Below are 24651 nucleotides of genomic sequence, written 5' to 3' on the forward strand. Positions count from 1 at the left end.
ACATTTCACTTTGTCGTGGAATGCTACCACGTGGCATTCGACATCGAGATCGGTTGGTGGCAAACTGTCATTGTGCCGTCACAGTCTCAACCTGCGGTGGACGCGCCTGCGACGGCTGCAATCGAGGAAACCATGAAAGGGAGAACCAATCATGTCTCTTGCATCCCATCTTGATGAGTTGCAGCGGAAACACGGTGACATCGAGCGCGAGCTCACCGATGCGATGAACCATCCTTCGGTGGACGATCTCGAAATCGTGAATCTCAAGCGACGCAAGCTGGCAATCAAGGACGAGATTGAAAAGCTGAAGGGAAGTCCGACGACACACTGAAGCTCCTCTCAGGCACCCGTCACCGCAACCCGCCGCGGTGAAACCTCCCGGTGGCAGGAAATGCCGCCGGCTCGGTGTCCATACCGAATTTGCTGGCTGTTTGGTCGCGTGATCTCGTGGCCGGGCGTCTGTTTTTGAACTCTCCGGCCAGTGGTCACGGGCAGGCGATTGCGAATTCCCATTGCCGCTGCCATTGACAAGCCATCTTTGCTCCGCCACCTCATGCCCGGACCTTGCAGATAAAAGGCGGCCGGCATGACCGGATATTTCTCTTCTCCCTTCCCGCGCCGGCCATCTGTCGGCGTTTCGGTTGGCGGCGTCATGGTCGGCGGCGGGGCGCCGGTCGTCGTGCAATCGATGACCAATACCGATACAGCCGATGTCGACCAGACCGTCGCCCAGGTCGCGGCGCTGCATCGTGCCGGTTCCGAGATCGTGCGCATCACCGTCGACCGTGACGAGAGCGCCGCGGCGGTGCCGCGCATCCATGAGAGGCTGGCGCGGCTCGGCGTCGACGTGCCGCTGGTCGGCGACTTCCACTATATCGGCCACAAGCTGCTCGCCGATCACCCGGCCTGCGCCGAAGCGCTGGCGAAATACCGCATCAATCCCGGCAATGTCGGCTTCAAGGACAAGAAGGACCGCCAGTTCGCCGCGATCGTCGAGATGGCGATCAGATATGACAAGCCGGTGCGCATCGGCGTCAACTGGGGCTCGCTCGACCAGGAGCTGCTGACCCGGCTGATGGACGAGAACCAGGCCCAGGGTTTCCCGCTCACCGCGCAGGAAGTCATGCGCGAGGCGATCGTGCAGTCGGCGATCCTGTCGGCCGAGATGGCGGAAGAGATCGGGCTTGGCCGCGACAAGATCATCCTGTCGGCCAAGGTCAGCGGCGTGCAGGACCTTGTCGCCGTCTATACCGAGCTTGCGACGCGCTCCAACCACGCGCTGCATCTCGGCCTGACCGAAGCCGGCATGGGCACCAAGGGCATCGTCGCTTCGTCCGCCGCCATGGGCATCCTCCTGCAGCAAGGCATCGGCGACACGATCCGCATCTCGCTGACGCCGGAGCCGAATGGCGACCGCACCCGCGAGGTGCAGGTGTCGCAGGAACTGTTGCAGACCATGGGCTTCCGGCAGTTCGTGCCGATCGTCGCTGCCTGCCCCGGCTGCGGGCGCACGACATCCACCGTGTTCCAGGAACTCGCCCAGAGCATCCAGGCCGACATCCGCAAGAACATGCCGGTGTGGCGCGAAAAATATCCCGGCGTCGAGAACCTCAAGGTTGCGGTGATGGGCTGCATCGTCAACGGCCCCGGAGAATCCAAGCACGCCGATATCGGCATATCGCTGCCAGGCACCGGCGAGACGCCGACGGCGCCTGTCTTCATCGACGGCAAGAAGGCGGCGACGCTGCGCGGCCCGTCGATCGCGCAGGATTTCGAGAAGATGGTCGGCGACTATATCGAGCAGCGATACGGGCACGGCAAAGCCGCGGCCGAGTAGGCCGATGCACCGCTTGCTCGGGGCCGTACTGATCCTGACTTGCGTGCTGCTTCCGACCGGTCAGGCATTCGCCGATCCGCCGCAGTCGCGGTCGGCCGCAAAACGGCTGATCAACCGCGTCTGCGACCTGATCGAGACCCAGGCCCAGCAGAACGGCCTACCCAGGGATTTCTTCGCCCGGCTGATCTGGAAGGAGAGCCGCTTCGATCCGAACGCGGTGAGCCCGGTCGGCGCTGAAGGCATCGCGCAATTCATGCCGGGCACCGCCAAGATGCGCGGCCTGGCCAACTCCTTCGACATCGAGCAGGCCATTCCCGCGTCGGCGAGGTATCTTGCCGAGATGAAGACAAGCTACGGCAATCTCGGCCTCGCGGCAGCGGCCTATAATGCCGGCGAGAACCGGGTGTCGCGCTGGCTAGCCTCCGGCGGCTTCCTGCCGATGGAGACGGAAAGCTATGTCTTCGACGTCATGGGCGAGCCCGTCGACAAGTTCTCGGACACTGCCTATGCCGGCACGGTGCAGCCGCTCGATCCCAAGATGACCTTCGCCGTCGCCTGCCGCAAGCTGCCGGTGATCATGTCGCGGACCGTCGCCATGGCCTCGATCAACGTCAAGCCGTGGGGCGTCCAGGTCGCGGGCAATTTCCGCCGTTCGGCGGCAATCGGCCAATGGTTGAGGGTCAGGGGCCGGTTCCCGGCCCTGCTCGCCAGCCATGACCCGGTGGTCAGCCGGGTGCGCACGCCGATCGGGCGGCGCGGCATCTATGCGGTCAGGATCGGCGCCAACTCGCGCACGGAGGCCAACGGAATCTGCGACAAGCTGCAAAGCGTCGGCGGCGCCTGCGTGGTGCTGCGCAACCGGTGAGGTTCAAGGGCGTCAAGACCAGAGGCATCAAGACAGGGTCGCCAAGACATGACAGCGAAAATCGTCCTGCTCAACGGCGTCGGAAGTGCCGGCAAAAGCTCGGTCGCCAGGGCTTTGCAGGCAATGACCGCCGAGCCGTATCTGCATGTCGAGATGGACGCCTTTTTGGAGATGCTGCCGGAGGCGTTGCAGGAAGATTTGCCGGGCTTCGCCTACAAGACCAGTTGGCAGGACGGCAAACCATCCGTAGCCATCGAGGCAGGGCCGGTCGGCAGGCGAGCCATGCAAGGCATGCGGCACGCCATCGCGGCGATGGCGCGCCAAGGCAACAACCTCATCGTCGACGATGTGATGGTTGAGGGGGAAATGGCGGAGTACAGGGCTTTGCTCTGCGATTTCGAGCTCCATTGCGTCGGCCTGTTCGCGCCGCTCGATGTGCTCGAAGTCCGCGAAAAGGAGCGTGCAGACCGATTGCCGGGACTTGCACGCTGGCAGTTCGAGCGCGTGCACAGGGGTATTCGTTACGATTTCGAAGTCGACACCAGCCGCCGACCGAATGCGCCCGTCGCATCCAGCAGAGATTCAAATTGTAGCGACCGGCATTTTTCACGACGGCTCGAGCTTTCCGGGTCGCCAGCAACGCCGATAGCCAATTGCTAATGCTGTGGCGAGAAACCACTTGTCAGGACGGTGCCGGTTAAATCTTAATGCGCTTTGCCATAAGTAAGAGCGGGCTCAGTATTTCCGGGGCGTATTTTTATCCGCGATCTTATAAGGGGGTAGCATCATGCCGGAGGGGAATTTCCTTAAAAAAGTTATCGGCGAGCTAGAAACGCCGCGCACCAAGCGGCCATTCGGCTCCGGCTGGCTGTCCGGCTCGATCGCGCTGCTTGCCGGCATCACCAGCCTGTTGATGGTCGTCGTGTTGCGCTATCCGATGCTGACGTCGATGCCGGACCTGGCTCCGATCCACCAGATGCTGTTCTTCAAGCCGGTCCTCTATTTCGTGCTCATCTCCGGTTACGTCCTGGCCATCCTGAGCATGATGCTGCGCAGGGAAAAGACGCTCGGCGCGGCGGCAATGGTCACCGTGCTGCTGGCCTCGCTCATCGGCATGCTGCCGGCGCGTCATGAGCTGCGGATCGAGGGGGTGTTCTTCGGTCTCGATTTCTTCATCCTGAACGCCCTGTTCATGGGTGTGCTGTTCGTTCCGCTCGAACGCATTTTCGCCCGCAACAAGGCCCAGACGGTGTTCCGCGACGAATGGCGCGAAGACCTGTTCTACTATCTGGTCTCGTCGCTGCTGGTGCAGATCTTGACCTACCTGACGCTGGCGCCATCCAATTTCGTCAATGCGCAAGACGGTCTCGGTTCGGTTCGCGCCTGGGTTCACGAGCTGCCCTGGCTCGTACAGTTGCTGGCTGTGATGTTCCTGACCGATCTCGCCCAATATTGGGTACACCGGGCATTCCATCGCATTCCCTTCCTGTGGAATTTCCATGCCGTGCACCATTCGGCCAAGTCGATGGACTGGATTGCCGGCGCGCGGATGCATTTCCTGGAAATCATCGTGCTGCGCAGCCTGACCGCCACGCCGATGTTCGTGCTCGGCTTCGATGAATCGGCGATCCAGACCTATATTCTGATCGTCTACGTCTATTCGTCCTTCATCCATTCCAACATCGGAACCAGCTTCGGCCCGGTTGAAAAAGTGCTGGTGTCGCCGCGCTTCCATCATTGGCATCACGGTCTCGAGAAGGAGGCCATCGACGTCAACTTCGCCATCCATTTCCCGCTGCTCGACCGGCTGTTCGGCACCTATCATCTGCCTGAGGGGCGCTGGCCGAAGGGCTACGGCATTCACGGCCATCCAGTGCCGAAAGGATATTGGCGGCAATTCCTCTACCCGTTCAGGCGCGGTTGAATTTCGAAAAGAGATGTTCAGAGACGTCGGCGGGACAGCGCCCCCCTCTGTCCTGCCGGACATCTCCCCCACAAGGGGGGAGATTGGCCGTCACGTTTGCTTTCGCCGATCTCCAACGGACCGGGCGAGGCGCCGAAACTGCTGATCTCCCCCCAAGTGGGGGAGATGCCCGGCAGGGCAGGGGGGGCGCGAAGGAACTCGGCGACGGCCGCCAGACGCTACCTGACGCTCAAGCCGTCTTCACCGCCACCGTTTCGCTGAGCCAGGTGCCGATCTTGGCGCCGAGGCGGTCGGGCGAGACCGGCTTCGGCAGATAGTCGTCCATGCCGGACTCGATGCATTTTTCACGGTCGCCCTTGAGCGCGTGCGCGGTAACGCCGATGATCGGCGTGTGATCGCCGTTCTGCTCTTCCAGGGCGCGGATGGCGCGGGTCGCTTCATAGCCGTTCATTTCCGGCATGGAGACGTCCATCAGCACCAGGCGGGGACGCAGCGAGCGGTACATCTCGACCGCGGTGCGGCCATTGCCGGCGATGCGGTAGCTGAGCCCGAAACCGTTGAGGATCTGGCCGAAGACCAACTGGTTCACGTCATTGTCCTCGGCGATCAGGATGTCGATCGGGCCGCTCGGCGCGGCGGTCGATTCCGGTGCTGCCGGCACGGGCATGGCCGGGCCGCGGATGACGGTGAAGGCCGGCGGGGCCGCCTGGGCAACGACCGGCTCGCGCACGAAATGCGCCTTGGCGCCCTGCGTGCGCGCCTTCTGGATGGCGGAGATCACCGTGCCCAGCAGCACCGCCGAACGCGCCGGCTTGGTGAGATGCGCGACGATGCCGAAATCGATCACCATCCTGCCGAAATCTACCTGGTCGACCGAGGTGAGCAGCACGACCGGAATGGAGGAGAGGCGGCTATCGGCGGCGATGGCTCTCGCGACATCGGCGCCGTTCATGCCGGGCATCTGGTAATCGAGGATGATGCAATCGACCGATGCGCCGAGCTGGCAGGCGCGGTCGAGGAAGGCCAGGCCGACGGCGCCGCTCTCGGCGGCGGCGCAGTCGAAGCTCCAGCTTCTGAGCTGCTCCAGCAGGATCTCGCGGTTGACCGGATTGTCGTCGATGACCAGCACCCGAGCGCCGGTGACGTCAACCGGCACGAGCTTGTCGCGCGCCTCCTGGTTGTGCGCCGGCAGCGGCACGGCAAACCAGAACACGGAGCCGCGGCCGATCTCGCTCTCGACGCCGATCTTGCCGCCCATCAGGTCGACGAGCCGGGCGCCGATCGCTAGGCCAAGCCCGGTGCCTTCGTGGCGGCGGGTCGAGGAGCCATCGACCTGGGCGAATTTCTCGAACACGTTCTGCAGTTTCTCGGCCGGGATGCCGATGCCGGTATCCTCGACGCGGACCTTGAGCTGGACCACGCCGTCGACGACGTCGCCGCCGACATCGACCAGCACATGGCCCTTCTCGGTGAACTTCACGGCGTTGCCCAGCAGATTGGTGACGATCTGGCGGAAACGCCCGGCATCACCGACGACGAAGGCCGGCAGGCGCGGGTCGACGCGCACAATGAGCTCGAGGTTCTTTTCGGCGACGCGCGCCGACACCAGCGTCGCCACATCCTCGACTGCTTCCGCTAGGCGGAAAGGGGCGGGGTCGAGCGTCAGCTGGCCGGCGTTGATCTTCGAGAAATCGAGGATGTCGTTGATGATGGTGAGCAGGGCGTTGCCGGATTTGACGATGACGTCGGTGAAGGTCTTCTGGCGCGGCGTCAGCTCGGTCTTGGCGAGCAGCTCGGCCATGCCGAGCACGCCGTTCATCGGCGTGCGGATCTCATGGCTCATATTGGCGAGGAATTCGGACTTGGCGCGGTCGGCGGCCTCGGCCTTGAACAGCGACGCGGCGCTCTCGGCGAAGGCGCGGCGGATCGCATTCTCCATCGGCCGGAAGATCCAGACCGCGGCGATGGCGAGCACGGCGAACAGCAGGCCGCTCGCCCACAGGAGCAGCCGGTCGCTGGACGCATCGGCGAGGCGACGCTCGTCGTCGAGCGCGGTGCGCACGCGCACCAGCATCGGCTGGGCGAAAAGGTCGTTCTGGTTGCGGATCTCGCGGTAGCTCCATTCGTCGACCTTCTGGGCCGCCGACATCAGGTTGAAGTTGCGCACCATGTCGCGCGCCGACCAGAACAGGTCGCCGTTGACCGAGGAGGACTCGAGCGCGTTGATCGTGTTGCGCGACAGCTTCGACCTGATCGCGGCAAGCTGTGCGTTCAGGCCCCCGATCTCGCCCGTCAGCCGTTCGGAGTGGCCGCGCGCGGCGGCCGTCAGCGCATCGCGCGTCTCGCTGCGCCAGGCGGTGCCGGTCGTCTCGGCGAAATTGGTGGCGTTGCGCAGGTCACGGGCGAGGATGACGAAATTGGCGCTGAGCGCATCGACTTCATGACGGTAGGAATTCACGCGGTTGAGCGCGAACATCACGGCGGCCGAAGCCAGCGCGAAGATCAGCAATCCTGAAATGTAGCGGATCCGGATCGACCGGATGAATGAGGAATATTCCGGCATGCGCAACCCCAACACATACGCACAATTTTAATGGCCGGGATTACGCTTGATTTACATTAAGATTTCGTTGGTGCCGCATGATGACGGGGTGTCGATGGATCAAGGTGGGCGAGCCACTCGGCAGGCTGCTCGCCCGGCTCAAATCAAGCAGTATTCTTAGCCCGGTGGGCGTGGGGAAGAATGAAGACTTCGTCGGCGCGGCCGTAGCCTCCATCGGGAACTTCTTCGATCAGCACCATGGTGTGCGGACGCACACCCTCGCCGAAATAGTCGACGAACATCTGCGTGGTCTTGTGGACGAGGTCTTCCTTCTGCGCTTTTGTGAGGGCGGCTTCGGGCATAACGAGGCCGTACCCTATTCAAAACGACCTCCTCGGCGCGCTCGGTATGTCGAGCATGATCTGAAACTCTGAGTGGCGGTACTACCGCCTGCCGCCCTTCGCGGCGTTGGGAACGTTCTCCAACGGCGGATGCCCACTGGCGCGCAAAGCCTGCCCGTCGTCACGCGGATCCGCGCACGACCAATCGTCCCGGCATGGTTACCGTCTTCTTGGGCTCGCGGTCCAGGATCATGGCAACGGTTGCCTTCACCATCGCCTCGACAGGTTGTTCATACGTCGTGAGATCATAGGCTGGCGCGGCAGCGAACAGCGTGTTGTCGAAGCCCGCCACGGCGATGTCTGTCGGCACCTTCAAGCCGAACTCGCTGCGGATGACGTCCATCGCCCCGAAGGCCAGGACATCGTTTTCGCACAACAGGACATCGACGCGGCCAGCGGGCGATACCTCGTTCAGATAGCGCCGGACGGCCTCGGCGCCGGAGGCCGCGCTATAGTGGTGCGCCGCCAGTTCCGGCATGTCGGTGATGCCGTGTGCCTTCCAGAATGCCTTGAAGGCCCGACGCCGGCCCAGCGCGGTCGACAAGGTCTTTGGTCCGGCCATGAAACCAGGCCGCCTGTACCCTTTTTCATGCAGATGCCTGCACAGGTCCTTCATGGCCGACGTGGTGTCGCAGTTGATCGCAGGCACGCCAGGTATCTGGCTGTCGCGTGCCAGAACGAACATCGGGGCCGCTCCGTCCAGCCTGACATCCTGCAGCATTTCGGTTCTGAAAGCGGTGCCGCACATGATCACGGCATCGAGCTGGCGCTGATCGGCGTTGAGAAGCGCATGCACGTGGTCGAAGTGTTCATTGATGTTGATCAGGACGGCAACGAGACCCTCCGACTGAAGTTCGAGGGTGAGCCGCTCAAGGAATGACAGCTTGTAGGGATTTTCGAAATCGTCGACGAGCACGGCTACCTGATGCGTAAGATTGGTCGCCAGGCTTCGGGCGAGCAGATTGGGGCGGTAGTTCAGCTTTTCCGCGACGGCCATGACCTTGGCACGGCTGCCCTCGGTGATTGACGCCCCCGGCGTGAAGGCACGAATGACCGTCCATTTGGAGACGCCCGCCTGTTCCGCAACGTCTCTCGCAGTCGCCCTCTTTGCCATCGCACTTCCCGCACTTGTCGTTACATGGAATGCCTATTTCATTTTATCGGAAAATGAAATGAACATTGACATTCCTCGGCTTCCCGCTATGACTATGCGCGTTTGCTACCGGTAGCAAAAAACTTCTGACGGCAAACGCGCGAAATGTGTGGAGGAGGGCGTCGCAAAGCCGCGCCCATTTGGAGGAACCGAAATGAAATCGATATTGAGGAAGCTTGCCTTTGGCGCGGCCGTGCTCGGCTGCCTTGCTACCGGTGCCCAGATGGCTTCGGCAAAGGACGTCAAGATCATCGTCGTCAGCCACGGCCAGGCCAACGACCCGTTCTGGTCCATGGTCAAGAATGGCGTGACGGCGGGCGCCAAGGATGTCGGCGCAAAGGTCGATTATCGCGCACCCGAGACATTCGATATGGTGGCAATGAGTCAGTTGATCGATGCAGCGGTCAACCAGAAGCCGAATGGCCTGATCGTCTCGATTCCGGATGCTTCCGCGCTTGGGCCCTCGATCAAGAAGGCGGTTGCCGCCGGAATCCCGGTTATCTCGATAAACTCCGGCTCCGATGTTTCGCAGTCGCTCGGTGCTCTCCTGCATGTCGGCCAGGACGAGTACAGTGCCGGCAAGGCGGCGGGAATGAAGCTGAAGGAGATGGGCGGCAAGGCAGCCATCTGCGTCAACCAGGAAGTCGGGAACGTCGCGCTCGACCAACGCTGCAAAGGCTTCGGCGATGGCTTTGCAGGCAATGTGAAGGTTCTGCCGGTCTCCAATGATCCCGCCGACGTCCGCGCCAAGGTGAAGGCGGCGCTGAGCGCGAACGGCGATATCGACACCATCATGGCGCTCGGCGCCAGCACCGCCGGCGAACCGTCGCTGGCCGCCGTCAAGGATGTCGGCAAGCTCGGCAAGATCAATGTCGCCACCTTCGACCTTTCGGCGGACTTCCTGAAGGCGGTCGCGGCCGGCGACGCCGCCTTTGCCATTGATCAGCAGCAATTCCTGCAAGGATATCTGCCGGTCGTCTTCCTGGCGAATTATGCGAAATTTGGCTTGATCCCGGGCGGCAACGTGCCTTCCGGCCCGAACCTGATCACCAAGGACAAGGCGGCGCAAGTCGTCGAACTGTCGGCCAAGGGCATCCGCTGATCAAGCGTTGCCGAACCCAGTGATTGTCGAAGGTCCCTCCCCGGCTTCGGGGAGGACACTCGGTCCGCCAAGATCCGCAACACCATCCGGACACCAGCGCCTTCGACAACCTCGCACGCTATGGGAGGGAGGAATCATGGCTCAAATCGAACAACAGACGACCGTTGCCGCAAAACCTGACGAACGGATCAGGCAAGTCGGTTTTCTCACGCATATGATGCGCCGGCCCGAACTCGGCGCTGTTGCCGGGCTTGTCCTGGTGGTGGTGTTCTTCTTCTTCGCCGCCGACCCCTCGATGTTTTCGCTTTCCGGTCTGATGACCATCCTGGCGCCGGCGTCGCAGCTGGGGATCCTCGCCATCGCCGCCTCGCTTTTGATGATCGGCGGCGAGTTTGATCTTTCAATCGGCTCGATGGTGGCCTTCACCGGCCTGATCTTCGGCGCGCTGCTGACCAATTTCGGTCAGCCGCTTTGGATCTCCATCGTCTTCACGCTGATGCTTGCAGCCGTCATGGGCGCGGTCAACGGACAGATCGTCATCAGGACGCGGCTGCCTTCGTTCATCGTGACGCTTGCCTTCCTGTTCATCCTGCGTGGCCTGACCCTGGTCGGCCTCAAATGGGCGACCGGCGGCTCGACGCAGCTGCGCGGGATAGAGGATGTCGTCGGCGACGGATTGCTGAGGCAGGTGTTTTCGGGCGTCGCTTTCCAACCCCTGTTCAACTGGCTGGCCGAGCACGATCTCATCGAGAAATTCGACAATGGCGTGCCCAAGGTGGCGGGTGTGCCGGTCTCCGTTCTCTGGTTCGTCGGAATTACCGGGGCCGCCACCTGGATGCTGCTGCGCACGCGCGTCGGCAACTGGATCTTCGCAGCCGGCGGCGATCCGGTCGCGGCGAGAAATTCCGGCGTGCCTGTGGACCGTGTGAAGACGGGACTTTTCGCCCTGACGGCATGCGCAGCCGCGCTGGTTGCCATCATCACCGTGCTGGATGCGGGCTCGACGGACGCGCGCCGCGGTTTCCAGAAGGAGTTCGAGGCGATTATCGCCGCCGTCATCGGTGGCAGCCTGCTGACTGGCGGCTATGGCTCCGCGATCGGCGCGTTCTTCGGTGCCATCATCTTCGGCCTTGTCTCCATCGGCCTGACATATACTCAGTTCGACTCCGACTGGTTCCAGGTGTTTCTGGGATCGATGCTGCTTCTGGCCGTCCTCTTCAACAACTTCATCCGCCGCAAGGTGACAGGGGAGCGCTGATCATGGCTGACAGCAAAACAGCGATGTCGACCCCCGTCATCGAGGTCAACAACGTCGTCAAGCATTATGGTTCCGTCATCGCGTTGTCGGGCGTTTCGATGAAGGTGTCGCAAGGCGAGGTGCTGTGTCTGCTCGGCGACAATGGTGCAGGCAAGTCGACGCTCATCAAGACGCTTTCGGGGGTGGTCCGTCCGACCAGCGGCGACTTCCTGGTCGAGGGCAAACCTGTCGCCTTCAACAGCCCGCGTGACGCGCTCGATGCCGGCATTGCCACGGTCTATCAGGATCTGGCGATGATCCCGCTGATGTCGATCACGCGCAATTTTTTCATGGGCCGCGAGCCCCTCAAGGGCATCCCGCCATTCCGTCACATCGACTTCAAACACTGCCATACTGTGACGCATGAGGAGATGCGCAAAATCGGCATCGACATCCGCGATCCCAATCAGGCGGTCGGCACGCTCTCGGGCGGCGAGCGGCAATGCGTGGCCATTGCGCGCGCTGTGTACTTCGGGGCGAAGGTCCTGATCCTTGATGAACCGACTTCGGCGCTGGGCGTCGCTCAGACATCGATGGTGCTGAAATACATCCATCAGGTTCAGCAGAAGGGCCTCGGCGTGATCTTCATCACCCACAATGTCCGCCATGCCTATGCCGTCGGCAGCCGTTTCACCGTGCTCAACCGCGGCAAGACGCTTGGCACCTGCGCCAAGGGAGAGATCAGCATCGATGAACTGCAAAACATGATGGCCGGCGGCAAGGAACTGCAGACCCTGTCCGACGAACTCGGTGGAACGATCTAACTCGAACCAGGATACTGATGATGACAACGGCCCCTGAAACCGCGGGACCCTTTACCTTGGCGGTTTGCGTGGAAATGGTGTTCCGCTCGCTTCCCGTGCTCGACCGCCTCAGGCGGATCACCGAACTCGGCTTTGTCGCCGAAATCTGGGACTGGACGAAGCACGACATTGCGGCGCTGGCCAAGTCCGGCGCTTCGTTTTCCTCGATGACCGGATATGTCACGGGGACGCTCGCCGATGAGGCGGGCGCGGACGAGCTGATCAGGACGGCGAAACTCTCCATACCGGTCGCGAAAGAGCTGAACTGCCCGAGGCTCAACCTTCACGGTACCGGGCTCGACGGGCAGGGCCTGCCGGTCGTCAAGTCGGAAGTCGTGACCGGTACGATGTGGCTCAAGGCCCGCGAGACGCTTGACCGCATAGCTGACCTCGGTGAGCGGGAAGGCGTGACCTTCGTGCTCGAAAACCTCAACGAGACTGTCGACCACCCGAAAACACCGTTCGCCAAGGCGGCCGACACGATCGCACTCGTCTCGTCGGTCAATCGGCCGTCGCTCAAACTCAACCTCGATCTCTACCATGCGCAGATCGGCGAAGGGAATCTGATCGAGCTCTGCCGCCTTGCGCTTCCCCACATCGGCGAGATCCAGGTGGCCGATGTTCCCGGCCGCACCGAGCCGGGTACCGGAGAAATCAATTATCCAGCCATCGCCCGCGCCCTCGAACAGATGGGCTATCGTGGCGTCATCGGCATGGAAGCCTGGCCGTCGGGCGACGACGCGCTCGCACTCAGCCGCTTCCGCCAGGCTTTCACCCTCTAGGCCACCATTTTCTCATCGATTGAATTCGGAGTATCAAATGCCTACCCAACGCCCTGTGAATGTCGCCCTGATAGGCGCGGGCCGCATCGGTTCCTTTCACGCGGAATCCGTTGCGCGCCGGCTTGTCGACGCAAATCTGGTCGCGATTGCCGATCCGGACGAAGGCGCTGCACAGGCACTTGCCAGGAAGCTAGGCGTGCCAACCGCCGCGACCGACGTCTCGGCGGTGCTCGGCGAGCCGGCGGTCGAAGCCGTCATCATTGCTTCGCCGGCGCGCTTCCATGCCAGCCTTGCCGTTCAGGCGGCTGAGGCCGGCAAGGGCGTCTTCTGCGAAAAACCTATGGCGCTGACGCTCGAGGAGGCAGATAGCGTGATCGCCGCTGCGTCCAGGGCGCAGGTGCCACTGCAGGTTGGCTTCAATCGCCGCTGGGACCAGGCTTTCGCTGAAGGACGAGCCGCGATCGACGCGGGCAAGGTGGGAACGCCTCAGTTGATCCGGTCGCTGACGCGCGATCCCGGCCCCTATGGTGGCAGTCCTCAAAAGACGCCGCGGTGGACGATCTTCTACGAGACGTTGATCCACGACTTCGACACGCTTGTCTGGCTCAACCCCGCAGCCCGACCGGTCGAGGTCACCGCCATCGCCGATGCGCTCGTGCGCCCCGATGCCAAGGACAAGGGCTTCCACGACACGGCCGTCGTCACAATCCGCTTCGACAATGGCTCGATCGCCGTGGCCGAAGCCAACTTTTCCGCCATGTACGGCTATGACATCCGAGGCGAAGTGTTTGGGTCGGGTGGTATGATCACCATGGGTGACGTGCGCCGCTCAAGCATGACCCTCTTCGACAGGAACGGCGTCTCGAGCGACACGTGGCGGCGGGACACCGATCATTTCGTGCATGGCTACACCGCGCAGCTTGCCTCCTTCTTGGACTCGGTTCGCAGTGGCGTGGTCAATGGGCCAACCGGTCAGGACGCGCGCACGGCCCTTGCGATCGCTCTCGCATGCATCAAATCGGTGGAAGAGCGGCGCACCGTGCCCATGAACGAAATCTGATGGATTGCGCGAAGGTCGGGACATGTCGGCTTCAAATCACGGCGCCAATCGGTCGGCGACCTTTGCGGACTTGAGAAGATGGATTGCTTGTCGCGAGCTCGTTTTCCCGCCGCAAGTCGAAAAACTAGCCGCCGCCGCCTTTGCGCATCCCGAACTTCTGGCTTTCGACAGTGCGGACAAGATCGCCGCCAGCACCGGCGTCTCGAAAACAACTGTCGCCAGATTCGCAAGGCTTCTCGGCAACCGGAGCCTGAAAGAGGCAAGATGTGTTTTTCGCGAGGAACTGCGCCGGCGTCACGAAATGGATGCCAGACGGGCAGGTCCGTAGCACAGCGACAGCGTCGATCACTTGCTTTTGGCAATTTTCAGGCTTCGGTGATCACGCAGTCACCGCCCGGTTGCGAGCGACGATTTCATCGTGTGTCAGCTTGCCGCCGCCCGCCATGAATTCCCTGAGGAAAGCGTCGCGATTGCCGGGCGCGCGAGAGCGGTCGGCAGACCCCAGCGCCGATTTCAGCACGTTCATCGTCAATTCCGATCTTCATTGGATTTCCCTTCGCGAATGTCGAAGAGCGCCCGCCTTAGACCGGCAGCCCGAGCTGCTTTCGCAGGCTCTTGTCGAATGCGGATGCTGGGACGAAACGGCGCAGGAGACTGACCTGGCGCGCCATTTTTCCCGCCGCATAGCGCCTCTTCGGAGCGGGATCGATCGCAGCGGCCAAAACGGTCTTGGCTATAATTTCGGGAGCATCGCCTTTTTCCATCGCCTTCCGCACGGCTACGGTCATGCCGGCGCGCGCGGCGTCATAGATATCCAGCAACTGGTCCGGCTTGGCGAGATTGTCTTCGAACGATGTGCGGGTATAGGCCGGCTCGACCAACGCTACGCGAATGCCGAACGGGCGCAATTCGTGATCGAGCGATTCGGAATAGCCCTCGACGGCATGTTTGGTGGACGAATAAAGCGCGAAATAGGGAGCGGGGATGAACCCCTGCACCGAGCTCAAATTGACGATCCTGCCCTTCCCTTGGCGCCGCATTGCCGGCAGCACCGCGTTGGTCACGCGAAAGACGCCGAAGACGTTCACGTCGAACAGCGCCTGAGCCTGGGCGATCGAGGACTCCTCCGCGCCGCCAAACAGGCCCATGCCGGCATTGTTGACAAGCAGGTCGATGCGTCCGGCCTTGGCCAGGACGTCATCGACCATTTTCGCAACGGATGTGTCGTCGGTGACGTCGCAGGTCAGCATGGTAATGCCATCTGAGCTTTCGGCGGCTCCGCGGCGGCTGGTGCCGAATACGCGAAAGCCCGCGCCCTGCAAGGCTTTGGCCGTCGCGCGCCCGATGCCGGAAGATGCCCCGGTGACGAGGGCGACGCCAGGACTGGTCTTGTTCATGGAAATCACTTTCCTTGGGTTGGTTTAGAGAAGCAGAAAGTCCGGAGCAAAAGCATCAGTCGCGAGCGGCATCAGCGTTGGCGCCGTGGACATCCCAGCGCCGGAACAGCGCGCTGGCATTGACTCCTCCGAAGCCGAAGCCGTTGCAGATCGCGTAGTCCATTTCCACCGGCCGGGACTCGTTTGCGACGAAGTCGATCCCGTCGCCGGCTGGATCGGGCGCGCCCAGATTGAGGGTCGGCGGTGCCACCTGGTCCCTGAGCGCCAGGATCGTGAAGATGGCGCCAAGCCCGCCGGCGGCCCCGAGCAGGTGTCCGGTCGCCGATTTCGTTCCGCTGACGGCTATCGAGAAATCCGTGCCGAAGAGCCTCTTGATCGCTTCGATTTCTCCAAGGTCACCCACCGGCGTGGAGGTCGCGTGCGCATTGAGATGGCGGATGTCGCGCGGTGAAATGCCTGCTTGGGCAATCGCGATCTCCATGGCGCGGCGCGCGCCATCGCCGTCCTCGGGACCGGAAGTTACGTGGTGAGCATCCGCCGTGGTGCCGTAGCCGACGATCTCGGCGAGCGGCTTGGCGCCGCGTGCAAGCGCATGGTTCAATTCCTCGATGACCAGGATGCCGGCGCCTTCACCCATGACGAAACCGTCGCGCGATATGTCGAACGGTCGGGAGGCCTGGTCGGGACGGTGATTGAAGGAGGTCGAAAGCGAGCGTGCCGCGGCAAAGCCGCCCAGACTGACGACATTCATGCAGGCTTCGGTGCCGCCGCACACGGCGATGTCGGCTTCATCGGCGCGGATGATGCGAGCCGCGTCGCCGATCGCCTGGATGCCGGCGGCGCATGCCGTTACCGGTGCGCCGATGTGGCCCTTGAAGCCGTAGCGGATCGAGATGTGGCCTGCCGCGAGGTTCACCAGGAAAGATGGCACCGTGAACGGCGAAAGACGCCGAACGCCGCGCTGGTCGACTGTCCGCACCGCCTCGGTTATGGCGGGGAACCCTCCGATACCTGAAGCGATGATCGTCGCGGTGCGAACCCTTTCATCGTTCGAGACTGGTTTCCACTTCGCCTGGGCAAGCGCCTCTTCCGCCGCCGCCAGCGCGACCAGAATGAAGCGATCCACTTTGCGCTGGTCCTTCGGAGCGAGGAAAGCATTCGGATCGAAGCCGGCTTCCGGGTCTTCTTCCAAGGAGGGAATCACGCCGCCGACCTTCGCCGGCAAATCTCCCACAACGTCGTCAGGAAGCCTTCGGATACCTGAGCGGCCGGCCAGGAGACGCGACCACGAGGTCTCGACATCTGCGGCAAGGGGTGTGACCGCGCCCATGCCCGTGACAACAATCCGTCGCATCCACGCTCCTATCAAACCGAGTTGCCGGCCCGCGCCGTTCAAGCGGCGACGGCGTCGCGAACCTGATCGGTCGCCGCGTCCAGAAATGCCTGAGCGAGGTCGGGGTCGTTGACGATGCGCGACAACATCAGCGCACCGACCATCGTCGAGAGAACGGCCATGGTCTTGCTATTGGGCTCCTCGCCGTCAGTCTCGCCAATCAAACGGCGCATGACTTCGAGATACTGCCTGATCCCTGCTTCGAACGACGCTTTCACATCGCTGCCCTGTCTGGCGGCCTCCGAGCCGAGCGCCACAACCGGGCACCCGTCCATCCTTTCTTCGCGATGGTCCGTACTGAGGTAGAACTCGACCACTGCGCCAAACGGATCCTCAGGGTTCGACGCAGTTGCCTCCGCCCATCGAAGGGCAGCGCTCTCCATCGCCCGCCTGGACGCCTGCGCCGCCAAGTCCTCTTTCGATGCGAACTGTTTATAGAAAGCGCCCTGGGTCAGCCCGGCGCCCTTCATCAGATCCTTGAGGCCGATGCCGTCGAAGCCGTGCTCTCGAAAAAGCCGGCTGGCCACATCGATCACGGTTTGCCGGTTCTGCTCAGCTTGAACGCGACTTACGCGCATCGTCGATCTCCATATTTAGATTGCGTACAAAATCTATATCCCAATTAGAGTCCGAACGCAATCTATCAAGAGGAGATGCGGCGGCTCGCCACGCGAGTGGGTGTGGCGGTCTGCCGCAGGCTGAATATGTTCCCTCTTTTTAGATTGCGTATGAAATCTAACTGGTATAGAGTTCGATCACAATCTAACAAGAGGAGATACGAAGATGACCCGCAGAACCCTGAGTGCATCGCTTCTGGCCGCACTGTTTGTCGCGACGCCCGCGCTTGCCGAAGAAGCCACCATCGAACGCCAGATCGAAGGCGGCAGCCTGCACGAGGGCAGCCTCGACATGGTGGCCTACTACGTCCCGGTCGACGACAACCTCCTGGAGGTCACCGCCACCTTCGCGCCGAAGGCTGGGGGCGATCCGCTCCGCGTCGTGATGGGCCTCGCCAACGGGGACTCCGTGGCGTTTTCCATGCCAGGCCATCAGGGCTCGCCCTACGCGTTCTCGAGATCCGGCGGGAAGGTGACGGTGTCGTCCGGGAACGACGTGCCCACGCGAGAGCCGATGACCATGAACTGACCGGCCGCGCAGGCCGCAGCAGGAGAGGCGATGAGCATGAAAAAGAGACCGGTTATTATGCTGGGCGCGGTTCTGATCACGGCATCAGGGGCGATCGCGGTGTCGGGGGCGATGGCATTCGTCACGTTTGCCAATCCCGCTCAGGAGGCTTCCGCCGTGGGCGACCCGCGGCAGGAACCGCCTATCGTCAGGCTGGCGGCGGCAGCGCCTGTGATCGGATCAGAACGCGGCTTCACCGGCATTGTCGGAGCGAGGGTGCAGAGCAATCTCGGCTTTCGCGTACCGGGCAAGATCGTGGAGCGGTTGGTGGATGTCGGCCAGCAGGTCAAGGCCGGTCAGCCGCTGATGCGGATCGACGACACCGACCTTCGCCTCGCGCTCACGGGAAAGCGCAACGCGGTTATTGCCGCGCGGGCGATCGTTGCCCAGACAGAACCGGATGAGCGGCGATACGCCAATCTGCTGAAGGATGGATGGATCCCGCGGCAGCGGTACGAACAGGCCAAGGCCGCCCTGGATACCGCCACGGCCCAGCTCGCCGCCGCCGAGGCGGAAGCGAAGGTCACGGAGAATGAGGCGGCCTATGCGGTCCTGCCGGCGGATGCCGATGGAACGGTGGTCGATACGCTCGGCGAGCCGGGCCAGGTCGTCCCTGCCGGCCAGACGGTGGTCCGGGTCGCCCAGGCAGGCCCCCGCGAAGCGGTGGTGGCGCTTCCCGAAACGATCCGGCCGGCGATCGGCTCGGCGGCCGAGGCCAGCGTGTACGGTGGCGATGGGCGGCGCTACACGGCACATCTGCGGCAGCTGTCGGACTCCGCCGATGCCCAGACCCGCACCTACGAGGCCCGCTATGTGCTCGACGGCGAGGCCGCGGCGGCGCCGCTTGGCGCGACGGTAACGATTCGGCTTGCAAGCCAGGCGAGCCAGCCGGAAGTCCAGGTGCCGCTGGGAGCACTGCTCGACGATGGCAACAAGACAGGTGTTTGGGTCCTGGACAGCGCCTCCTCCACCGTACATTTCCGGCCCGTCCAGCTTGTCCGTTTAACCAGCGAAACCGCCGTGGTCTCCGGATTGAACTCCGATGCGCCGATCGTGTCGCTCGGCGCCCATCTCCTGCAGGAGGGCGCGCGCGTCAGGACTGCATCCGCAAGCGGGAGCAACTGACGATGAACCTCAATGCTTCCGCGTTCGCCGTTGGAGAAGTCCAATGATCTACAGCTACATTGTCAAGAAAGAGATCCGAAAGACCTTCGAGCACGTCAACAACCATCGCTGGGATGCGGCGGTGAAAGCAGTCGCGCCGCATGTCCATCACCGGGTTTCCGGAGCCCACGCGCTTGGTGGCGAGCGCCACGACAAAGAAGCTCTGCGCCGCTGGTTCGAGCGCCTCGGCCGTGTCCTGCCTACTCTCCGTCTCACGGTCAACCACATCTGGGTGAAGGGCTGGCCGTGGCATACCAAAGTGTTTGCCCATTGGGACGGCACCGCAACGCTGCTCAACGGCGACGCGTCGTACGTCAACCGGGGCCTCCACGTGTTCACCCTGCGGTGGGGCAGGGTCTACTCACTCGAGGAATTTTACGATTCACAGGCGGCTGCCCGCGGTCTTGCTGTCCAAGCGGCAGCTGGCCTCGAAGAGGCCGTCGCCGAACAAATTGTGAGCTAGTGGAAACCGATGAACCTCAATCTTTCCGCGATCGCCGTCCGCGAACGCGCCGTCACCCTGTTCTTCATCCTGCTGCTGGTTGCCGCCGGCGCCTATGCTTTCGTCATGCTCGGGCGAGCCGAGGACCCCAACTTCACCATCAAGACCCTGACGGTCACGACGGCATGGCCGGGCGCGACGGCGCGCGAGATGCAGGACCTTGTCGCCGAACCGCTGGAGAAGCGGCTTCAGGAGCTGACCTGGTACGACCGGGTGGAGACGACCACGCGGCCGGGCTACGCGTATATGACGCTCACGTTGAAGGACAGCACGCCGCCGTCCGCCGTGCAGGAGGAGTTCTACCAGGCCCGCAAGAAGCTCGGAGATGAAGCCCGCAACCTGCCGTCAGGCGTCTTCGGCCCGTTCGTCAACGACGAATATTCGGATGTGAGCTTCGCCCTTTACGCGCTGAAGGCCAAGGGCATGCCGATGCGTGAGCTGGCGAGGCAGGCCGAGACGATCCGCCAGGACCTCCTGCATGTTCCCGGCGTCAAGAAGATCAACATCCTTGGTGAACGCCCCGAACAGATATTCGTCGAGTTTTCCTACGCCAAGCTGGCAACGCTGGGCGTGTCGGCACAGGACATCGTCGCCGCCTTGCAGCGGCAGAACACCGTCACGCCGGCAGGCTCGATCGACACAAAGGGGCCGCGGCTCTTCATCCGGGTCGACGGCGCTTATGACAGCGTACAGGCGATCGCCGACACGCCGATTGTCGCTGCCGGGCGGACGCTGAAACTCTCCGACATCGCCGAGGTCCGCCGCGGCTATGAAGACCCTCCCACATACCTTATCCGGCGCCAGGGCGAGCCCACCATCATGCTCGCGGCGGTCATGCAGGAGGGCTGGGATGGTCGCGCGCTCGGCAAGGCGCTGGAGGACAGGACGGCGGCCATCGCAAAGACGCTGCCGCTCGGGATGACGCTCGACAAGGTCTCCGACCAGGCCGTCAACATCACCTCGGCGGTCGACGAGTTCATGCTGAAGTTCGCGATGGCGCTCGGCGTCGTGCTGCTGATCAGCCTGCTCAGCATGGGCTGGCGCGTCGGCATCGTCGTGGCGGCGGCCGTTCCCCTGACGCTCGCCGCCGTGTTCGTCATCATGCTGGAGACCGGCCGGTTCTTCGATCGCATCACGCTCGGCGCCCTCATCCTGGCGCTTGGTCTTCTGGTGGACGACGCCATCATCGCCATCGAGGTGATGGTGGTGAAGATGGAAGAGGGCATGGACCGCATCAAGGCGGCAGCCTATGCCTGGAGCCACACCGCGGCGCCGATGCTGTCCGGAACGCTGGTGACGATCGCCGGCTTCCTGCCGGTGGGCTTCGCGCGCTCGACGGCCGGCGAATACGCCGGCAACATCTTCTGGGTGGTGGGGTTCGCCCTCATCGTCTCCTGGATCGTCGCGGTGGTCTTCACGCCCTATCTCGGCGTCAAGATGCTGCCCGCGATCAAACCGGTCGAAGGCGGTCACCACGCCATCTACGACACGCCGAACTATCGGCGCCTGCGGCGGCTCATCACCTTTGCCGTGCGCCACAAGTTCGCAACCTCAGGTATCGTCGCCATCGCCTTCGCGCTTTCCGTCGTCGGCATGGGCTCCCTCAAGCAGCAGTTCTTCCCGACGTCGGACCGCCCGGAAGTGCTGGTGGAGGTTCGCCTGCCGGAAGGCACCGGCATCGAAACGACGACCGCGACGGTCGAGAAGCTCGAACATTGGCTGGACAGCCAGCCCGAGGCCAAGATCGTCACCAGCTATGTCGGTCAGGGCGCGCCGCGTTTCTTCTTCGCGATGGCGCCGGAACTGCCCGATCCTGCCTTCGCCAAGATTGTCGTGCTGACCCCGAACGCCGAGGCGCGCGAGGCGCTGAAGCACCGGCTGCGCGGGGCGGTGGCGCAGGGACTTGCACCCGAGGCCCGAGTCCGCGTCACGCAGCTCGTATTCGGCCCCTACACGCCGTTCCCGGTCGAGTTCCGGGTCATGGGACCCGATCCGGCGCAACTCTACGGCATTTCCGAAAAGGCCCTCGACATCATGCGGGGCGTCCCCGACGTGCGGCAGGCCAATCGCGACTGGGGCGATCGCGCGCCCGTGCTTCGCTTCGTGCCGGATCAGGATCGGCTGAACCTCATCGGCCTCTCGCCGGCGGAGGTGGGCCAGCAACTGCAATTCCTGCTCACCGGCATCCCCGTCACGCAGGTCCGGGAGGACATCCGCAATGTCCCGATCGTGGCGCGCAGCGCCGGCGTCGAGCGGCTGGATCCGGCGCGCCTGGCGGATTTCTCGCTGACGAGCCGGGACGGCCGGCAGATTCCGCTCGACCAGATCGGCCATTCGGAGATGCGTCTGGAAGAGCCGATCCTGAAGCGCCGCGATCGCACGCCCGTCGTCACGATCCGCTCGGATATCAATGAGGCGTCCCAGCCTCCAGAGGTTTCCAAGGAGATCATGAAGGCCCTTCAGCCGCTGATCGCATCCCTTCCGGCCGGCTATCGCATCGAAATGGGCGGATCGATCGAGGAGGCTGAAAAGGCCAACACCGCGTTGGGTAAGATCTTCCCGGCAATGATAGCCGCCATGCTGATTGTCATCATGCTGCAGGTGCGATCCTTCTCGACGATGTCCATGGTCATGCTGACGGCACCGCTTGGCCTTGTCGGCGTCGTGCCGATGCTGCTCGCCTTCAACCAGCCCTTCGGATTCAACGCCATACTGGGCCTGATAGGACTGGCCGGCATCCTGATGCGCAACACGCTGATCCTGACCGAGCAGATCAAGGAGAACCGTGCCGCCGGCCTCGACGGCTATCACGCCGTCATCGAGGCCACCGTGCAACGCACGCGGCCGGTGATCCTGACGGCGCTTGCCGCCGTGCTGGCCTTCATCCCGCTCACGCATTCCGTCTTCTGGGGCTCGATGGCCTACACGCTGATCGGCGGCACGGCCGCCGGCACGGTGTTGATCCTGCTCTTCCTTCCCGCGCTCTATGCGGCATGGTTCCGCATCAAGCCGACCGCCGATGAGGTCCCGGCCGCGGGCGAGATACACGAGGTTTCAACGGAGGAACCGGAGCTGCAGCCAGCAATGGCCGCTGAGTAGGGGCGATGTCGGAGGAGGCAGCTTGCGTTCTCGCCGCTGGATTCTGTTTGAAGCGGCGGCAGGAAGCTGGCCTGACGTGCCATCGTTTCCCTGGCGCTGCTCACCGTTCCTGGAATTGCTCTAGGTATTGACGGCGTGCGGGACTAACATGCTGGCCGGGAGGTGGGCGATGACAAATGTTTCGATCCGCCGGGCGGACTTCATGATGGTCCTCGCCTATGCGTCGGACCTTGCCACGGGCCATTCTCGCGACTTCGCGCTGAAGTCCTGCGTGCTTGCGATGCGGATCGCCGATCTCGCCGGAGTTTCCGAGCAGGATCGGCGCAACGCTTATCACCAGTCGATGCTCCGCTATGTCGGCTGCAATGCCGACACGGATCTTCTGTCGGCAACCTTCGGTGACGAAATCGCGCTCCGCCAGGACCTCGTCGGTCTCGACATGGGCAACCGCGCGGAACTGGGCAGGGTCTTCGTCCAGGCCTTCAAGCGGTTCTATTACGATCTTGGGCCCGACGCGCAGGCCAGGGCGATCGAGGCCGCGATGTCGCAGGCGATCGCGGTGGCCCGCCCAGTGCTCACAGCACATTGCGAGGTAGCGCAGCGGATCGGCGAGCGGCTCGGCCTGTCCGACGAGATCCGGCGTAATCTTGGACAGATCTATGAACGGTGGGACGGCAAGGGTCTGCCGCGTGGACTGAGTGGTGAGGATGTTCTGCCCGCCGTGCGCCTGATTACATTGGCGCAGGATGTGATTGCGCTCAGCGATGCCGTCGGCATCGACGCGATGGCCGAAACCGTCGCCAGCCGCGGCGATGGCCCATACGAAGCGGACCTGGCCCAGCTCGTCTCGGCGAACGCGTCGGAGCTTATGCATGGCATCGGTGCGACGGTCGACCGCGAGACGATCCTGGCGCTCGAGCCCGATCCACCGGTGACGCTTGACGAGGCAGCCTGCGACGAAGCGTTCCTTGCCATCGCCGACATGATCGACATGCGTATGCCGTTTACCTACGGCCATTCGCGCATGGTGGCGGAACTGGCCGAGGGAGCGGGCGGCCGGATGGGGTTGCCCGTCGCCGACCTCCGTGCGCTGCGCTGGTCGGGCTGCATCCACGACATCGGCGAGCTCGTGGTCCCGGTGGCGACCTGGATGCGCAACGGCCCGCTGTCGGTGCGCGAGCGCGACGCGGCGCAGCTGCACGCCTATTACGGCGAGCGGGCACTGACCTCGTTCGGTCGCGAGGGCGAGGCGATGGCCGCGCTCGTCCTGCGCCATCACGAACGTCTGGACGGCTCGGGCTATCACCGCAAGGTCCACGGCTCCGACCTGTCCCCGGCGGCGAGGATCCTGGCCGCTGCCGAAGCCTTCCAGACGTCGCGAGAGGAACGCCCTCACCGCCGGGCGCTGTCCAGCGAGACGGCGGCAACGCAGTTGCGCGCCGCCGTTCGCGAGGGCTGTATCTGTCCTGACGCCGCCGAGGCGGTGCTGTCCTTTGCCGGGCAGCCGTCGCGCCGGGCGCCGCCCCGGTCGCTGGCAGGAATGACGCCGCGCGAGATCGAGGTGCTGCGCCTGATCGCCGCCGGCCTTACGGCGAAGGAAGCGGCGCGCAAGCTGGATATCTCGCCCAAGACCGCGGACCACCATATCCAGAGCGTCTATGCCAAGGTCGGTGTGACCACTCGCGCCGCCGCAGCGCTCTATGCGGTCGAGCACGGCCTTGTCCGCCCGGGCGAGACGCAGGGATAGGGAATACACCCCATGTGCGGCCGCTGCTGGGCGCGCATCGTGATCCTGTCGACGAGCCAATTGTGGCCGCGACCGACAGGAGGATAATCAAATGCTTCTCGCAACGACCAAGGTGGCGGACGTCGACCACTTCATCCGTATCTTTTCGACCAAGGGCGCCGACAAGCGCCGGCTGCACGGTTCGAACGGCGCAACCGTGTTCCGTGACCCGAGCGAGCCCGACCGCGTCTGGGCGATCTTCGACTGGGACGCCGAGGGCTGGAAGAATTTCGTATCGGATCCGGAGGTGCCCGCGATCCTGCAGGAAGCCGGCCATGTCGGCAAGCCGCAAGCTGCACTGCTGCTCGGGCACTACGAGGCCTGACGTCCACGCCGCGCGCCGCCTGCCGTCGGCGGTG

General features: G+C 63.3%; 24 protein-coding genes. 17 read left to right on the forward strand and 7 right to left on the reverse strand.

What is annotated here, in order from left to right; translation table 11 throughout:
• Window positions 1–151 precede the first annotated feature (151 nt).
• From AC0L2L_RS30785 to AC0L2L_RS30805, 5 genes are all read left to right on the forward strand, one after another.
• The gene (locus AC0L2L_RS30785) at window positions 152–331 is read left to right on the forward strand and encodes a YdcH family protein (RefSeq protein ID WP_027166662.1); all 180 of its coding nucleotides are present in this window, start codon (window positions 152–154) and stop codon (window positions 329–331) included.
• 255 nt (window positions 332–586) lie between these two features.
• Entirely contained in the window at window positions 587–1837 is a 1251-nt protein-coding gene (gene ispG / locus AC0L2L_RS30790) for a flavodoxin-dependent (E)-4-hydroxy-3-methylbut-2-enyl-diphosphate synthase (protein WP_473583615.1), read from the forward strand.
• Between the two features lie 4 nt (window positions 1838–1841).
• Window positions 1842–2702, forward strand: a complete 861-nt coding sequence (locus AC0L2L_RS30795) for a transglycosylase SLT domain-containing protein (protein ID WP_473583616.1) — start codon at window positions 1842–1844, stop codon at window positions 2700–2702.
• A 48-nt stretch (window positions 2703–2750) separates the two neighbouring features.
• Complete coding sequence (locus AC0L2L_RS30800; protein WP_473583617.1) at window positions 2751–3362, forward strand: chloramphenicol phosphotransferase CPT family protein; 612 nt, start codon at window positions 2751–2753, stop codon at window positions 3360–3362.
• Window positions 3363–3489: 127 nt separating this feature from the next.
• Window positions 3490–4626, forward strand: coding sequence for a sterol desaturase family protein (locus AC0L2L_RS30805; RefSeq protein WP_473583618.1), 1137 nt, complete (start codon window positions 3490–3492; stop codon window positions 4624–4626).
• A 229-nt stretch (window positions 4627–4855) separates the two neighbouring features.
• On the opposite strand, the gene AC0L2L_RS30810 is transcribed toward AC0L2L_RS30805, so the two are convergent.
• The 3 genes from AC0L2L_RS30810 to AC0L2L_RS30820 form a co-directional block, all read right to left on the reverse strand.
• Window positions 4856–7189 (reverse strand): response regulator, encoded by a 2334-nt coding sequence (locus AC0L2L_RS30810; protein ID WP_473583619.1) that lies wholly within the window; start codon window positions 7187–7189, stop codon window positions 4856–4858.
• Between the two features lie 143 nt (window positions 7190–7332).
• The gene (locus tag AC0L2L_RS30815) at window positions 7333–7530 is read right to left on the reverse strand and encodes a tautomerase family protein (RefSeq protein WP_473583620.1); all 198 of its coding nucleotides are present in this window, start codon (window positions 7528–7530) and stop codon (window positions 7333–7335) included.
• A 160-nt stretch (window positions 7531–7690) separates the two neighbouring features.
• Complete coding sequence (locus AC0L2L_RS30820; RefSeq protein WP_473583621.1) at window positions 7691–8683, reverse strand: LacI family DNA-binding transcriptional regulator; 993 nt, start codon at window positions 8681–8683, stop codon at window positions 7691–7693.
• Between the two features lie 193 nt (window positions 8684–8876).
• Between AC0L2L_RS30820 and AC0L2L_RS30825 the strand changes: the two genes are divergently transcribed.
• The 6 genes from AC0L2L_RS30825 (at window position 8877) to AC0L2L_RS30850 (ending at window position 14094) form a co-directional block, all read left to right on the forward strand.
• Window positions 8877–9824 carry a sugar ABC transporter substrate-binding protein gene (locus tag AC0L2L_RS30825; RefSeq protein WP_473583622.1) on the forward strand — a complete coding sequence of 316 codons (948 nt, stop codon included), beginning with the start codon at window positions 8877–8879 and terminating at the stop codon, window positions 9822–9824.
• Between the two features lie 136 nt (window positions 9825–9960).
• Window positions 9961–11082, forward strand: coding sequence for an ABC transporter permease (locus AC0L2L_RS30830; RefSeq protein ID WP_036258383.1), 1122 nt, complete (start codon window positions 9961–9963; stop codon window positions 11080–11082).
• Window positions 11083–11084: 2 nt separating this feature from the next.
• A complete protein-coding gene (locus AC0L2L_RS30835) occupies window positions 11085–11885 on the forward strand; it encodes an ATP-binding cassette domain-containing protein (RefSeq protein ID WP_473583623.1) in 801 nt (266 codons plus the stop codon).
• 20 nt (window positions 11886–11905) lie between these two features.
• The gene (locus AC0L2L_RS30840) at window positions 11906–12706 is read left to right on the forward strand and encodes a TIM barrel protein (protein WP_473583624.1); all 801 of its coding nucleotides are present in this window, start codon (window positions 11906–11908) and stop codon (window positions 12704–12706) included.
• A gap of 37 nt (window positions 12707–12743) precedes the next feature.
• Window positions 12744–13766: a Gfo/Idh/MocA family oxidoreductase gene (locus tag AC0L2L_RS30845; protein WP_473583625.1), complete on the forward strand. Its 1023-nt coding sequence runs from the start codon at window positions 12744–12746 to the stop codon at window positions 13764–13766.
• A gap of 22 nt (window positions 13767–13788) precedes the next feature.
• Complete coding sequence (locus AC0L2L_RS30850) at window positions 13789–14094, forward strand: RpiR family transcriptional regulator (protein WP_473583626.1); 306 nt, start codon at window positions 13789–13791, stop codon at window positions 14092–14094.
• Window positions 14095–14145: 51 nt separating this feature from the next.
• Here AC0L2L_RS30850 and AC0L2L_RS30855 read toward each other — a convergent pair whose 3' ends face one another.
• Genes AC0L2L_RS30855 through AC0L2L_RS30870 form a run of 4 tightly spaced genes read right to left on the reverse strand, consistent with a single transcriptional unit; the run spans window position 14146 to window position 17134 of the window.
• Window positions 14146–14292: a hypothetical protein gene (locus tag AC0L2L_RS30855; protein ID WP_473583627.1), complete on the reverse strand. Its 147-nt coding sequence runs from the start codon at window positions 14290–14292 to the stop codon at window positions 14146–14148.
• A gap of 55 nt (window positions 14293–14347) precedes the next feature.
• Window positions 14348–15163 (reverse strand): oxidoreductase, encoded by an 816-nt coding sequence (locus AC0L2L_RS30860; protein WP_473583628.1) that lies wholly within the window; start codon window positions 15161–15163, stop codon window positions 14348–14350.
• A 55-nt stretch (window positions 15164–15218) separates the two neighbouring features.
• Window positions 15219–16517 carry a beta-ketoacyl-ACP synthase II gene (fabF, locus tag AC0L2L_RS30865; protein ID WP_473583629.1) on the reverse strand — a complete coding sequence of 433 codons (1299 nt, stop codon included), beginning with the start codon at window positions 16515–16517 and terminating at the stop codon, window positions 15219–15221.
• Window positions 16518–16555: 38 nt separating this feature from the next.
• A complete protein-coding gene (locus tag AC0L2L_RS30870; protein ID WP_473583630.1) occupies window positions 16556–17134 on the reverse strand; it encodes a TetR/AcrR family transcriptional regulator in 579 nt (192 codons plus the stop codon).
• Window positions 17135–17339: 205 nt separating this feature from the next.
• Between AC0L2L_RS30870 and AC0L2L_RS30875 the strand changes: the two genes are divergently transcribed.
• The 6 genes from AC0L2L_RS30875 to AC0L2L_RS30900 all read left to right on the forward strand — a co-directional run bounded on the left by AC0L2L_RS30875 (window position 17340) and on the right by AC0L2L_RS30900 (window position 24617).
• Window positions 17340–17702: a hypothetical protein gene (locus tag AC0L2L_RS30875; RefSeq protein ID WP_473583631.1), complete on the forward strand. Its 363-nt coding sequence runs from the start codon at window positions 17340–17342 to the stop codon at window positions 17700–17702.
• 36 nt (window positions 17703–17738) lie between these two features.
• Window positions 17739–18866, forward strand: coding sequence for an efflux RND transporter periplasmic adaptor subunit (locus AC0L2L_RS30880; protein ID WP_473583659.1), 1128 nt, complete (start codon window positions 17739–17741; stop codon window positions 18864–18866).
• A gap of 43 nt (window positions 18867–18909) precedes the next feature.
• On the forward strand, window positions 18910–19368 hold the full coding sequence (locus AC0L2L_RS30885) for a nuclear transport factor 2 family protein (protein ID WP_473583632.1): 459 nt from the start codon (window positions 18910–18912) through the stop codon (window positions 19366–19368).
• 9 nt (window positions 19369–19377) lie between these two features.
• The gene (locus AC0L2L_RS30890; RefSeq protein WP_473583633.1) at window positions 19378–22506 is read left to right on the forward strand and encodes an efflux RND transporter permease subunit; all 3129 of its coding nucleotides are present in this window, start codon (window positions 19378–19380) and stop codon (window positions 22504–22506) included.
• 202 nt (window positions 22507–22708) lie between these two features.
• Window positions 22709–24253, forward strand: coding sequence for an HD domain-containing phosphohydrolase (locus tag AC0L2L_RS30895; RefSeq protein ID WP_473583634.1), 1545 nt, complete (start codon window positions 22709–22711; stop codon window positions 24251–24253).
• Window positions 24254–24344: 91 nt separating this feature from the next.
• Window positions 24345–24617, forward strand: a complete 273-nt coding sequence (locus AC0L2L_RS30900) for a hypothetical protein (protein WP_027024197.1) — start codon at window positions 24345–24347, stop codon at window positions 24615–24617.
• The last annotated feature ends 34 nt before the right edge of the window (window positions 24618–24651 follow it).

This window comes from Mesorhizobium sp. WSM4832 (genome assembly GCF_055811115.1).

What these genes read in the sequence shown, in the direction of transcription:
- AC0L2L_RS30845 (WP_473583625.1), top strand. Translation starts at nt 12,744, where the DNA reads ATGCCTACCCAACGCCCTGTGAATGTCGCCCTGATAGGCGCGGGCCGC.
- AC0L2L_RS30850 (WP_473583626.1), top strand. Translation starts at nt 13,789, where the DNA reads ATGTCGGCTTCAAATCACGGCGCCAATCGGTCGGCGACCTTTGCGGAC.
- AC0L2L_RS30830 (WP_036258383.1), top strand. Translation starts at nt 9,961, where the DNA reads ATGGCTCAAATCGAACAACAGACGACCGTTGCCGCAAAACCTGACGAA.
- AC0L2L_RS30800 (WP_473583617.1), top strand. Translation starts at nt 2,751, where the DNA reads ATGACAGCGAAAATCGTCCTGCTCAACGGCGTCGGAAGTGCCGGCAAA.
- AC0L2L_RS30840 (WP_473583624.1), top strand. Translation starts at nt 11,906, where the DNA reads ATGACAACGGCCCCTGAAACCGCGGGACCCTTTACCTTGGCGGTTTGC.
- AC0L2L_RS30875 (WP_473583631.1), top strand. Translation starts at nt 17,340, where the DNA reads ATGACCCGCAGAACCCTGAGTGCATCGCTTCTGGCCGCACTGTTTGTC.
- AC0L2L_RS30805 (WP_473583618.1), top strand. Translation starts at nt 3,490, where the DNA reads ATGCCGGAGGGGAATTTCCTTAAAAAAGTTATCGGCGAGCTAGAAACG.
- AC0L2L_RS30895 (WP_473583634.1), top strand. Translation starts at nt 22,709, where the DNA reads ATGATGGTCCTCGCCTATGCGTCGGACCTTGCCACGGGCCATTCTCGC.
- AC0L2L_RS30880 (WP_473583659.1), top strand. Translation starts at nt 17,739, where the DNA reads ATGAAAAAGAGACCGGTTATTATGCTGGGCGCGGTTCTGATCACGGCA.
- AC0L2L_RS30795 (WP_473583616.1), top strand. Translation starts at nt 1,842, where the DNA reads ATGCACCGCTTGCTCGGGGCCGTACTGATCCTGACTTGCGTGCTGCTT.
- AC0L2L_RS30900 (WP_027024197.1), top strand. Translation starts at nt 24,345, where the DNA reads ATGCTTCTCGCAACGACCAAGGTGGCGGACGTCGACCACTTCATCCGT.
- ispG (WP_473583615.1), top strand. Translation starts at nt 587, where the DNA reads ATGACCGGATATTTCTCTTCTCCCTTCCCGCGCCGGCCATCTGTCGGC.
- AC0L2L_RS30825 (WP_473583622.1), top strand. Translation starts at nt 8,877, where the DNA reads ATGAAATCGATATTGAGGAAGCTTGCCTTTGGCGCGGCCGTGCTCGGC.
- AC0L2L_RS30785 (WP_027166662.1), top strand. Translation starts at nt 152, where the DNA reads ATGTCTCTTGCATCCCATCTTGATGAGTTGCAGCGGAAACACGGTGAC.
- AC0L2L_RS30885 (WP_473583632.1), top strand. Translation starts at nt 18,910, where the DNA reads ATGATCTACAGCTACATTGTCAAGAAAGAGATCCGAAAGACCTTCGAG.
- AC0L2L_RS30820 (WP_473583621.1), bottom strand. Translation starts at nt 8,683, where the DNA reads ATGGCAAAGAGGGCGACTGCGAGAGACGTTGCGGAACAGGCGGGCGTC.
- AC0L2L_RS30855 (WP_473583627.1), bottom strand. Translation starts at nt 14,292, where the DNA reads ATGAACGTGCTGAAATCGGCGCTGGGGTCTGCCGACCGCTCTCGCGCG.
- AC0L2L_RS30870 (WP_473583630.1), bottom strand. Translation starts at nt 17,134, where the DNA reads ATGCGCGTAAGTCGCGTTCAAGCTGAGCAGAACCGGCAAACCGTGATC.
- AC0L2L_RS30835 (WP_473583623.1), top strand. Translation starts at nt 11,085, where the DNA reads ATGGCTGACAGCAAAACAGCGATGTCGACCCCCGTCATCGAGGTCAAC.
- AC0L2L_RS30860 (WP_473583628.1), bottom strand. Translation starts at nt 15,163, where the DNA reads ATGAACAAGACCAGTCCTGGCGTCGCCCTCGTCACCGGGGCATCTTCC.
- AC0L2L_RS30810 (WP_473583619.1), bottom strand. Translation starts at nt 7,189, where the DNA reads ATGCCGGAATATTCCTCATTCATCCGGTCGATCCGGATCCGCTACATT.
- fabF (WP_473583629.1), bottom strand. Translation starts at nt 16,517, where the DNA reads ATGCGACGGATTGTTGTCACGGGCATGGGCGCGGTCACACCCCTTGCC.
- AC0L2L_RS30815 (WP_473583620.1), bottom strand. Translation starts at nt 7,530, where the DNA reads ATGCCCGAAGCCGCCCTCACAAAAGCGCAGAAGGAAGACCTCGTCCAC.
- AC0L2L_RS30890 (WP_473583633.1), top strand. Translation starts at nt 19,378, where the DNA reads ATGAACCTCAATCTTTCCGCGATCGCCGTCCGCGAACGCGCCGTCACC.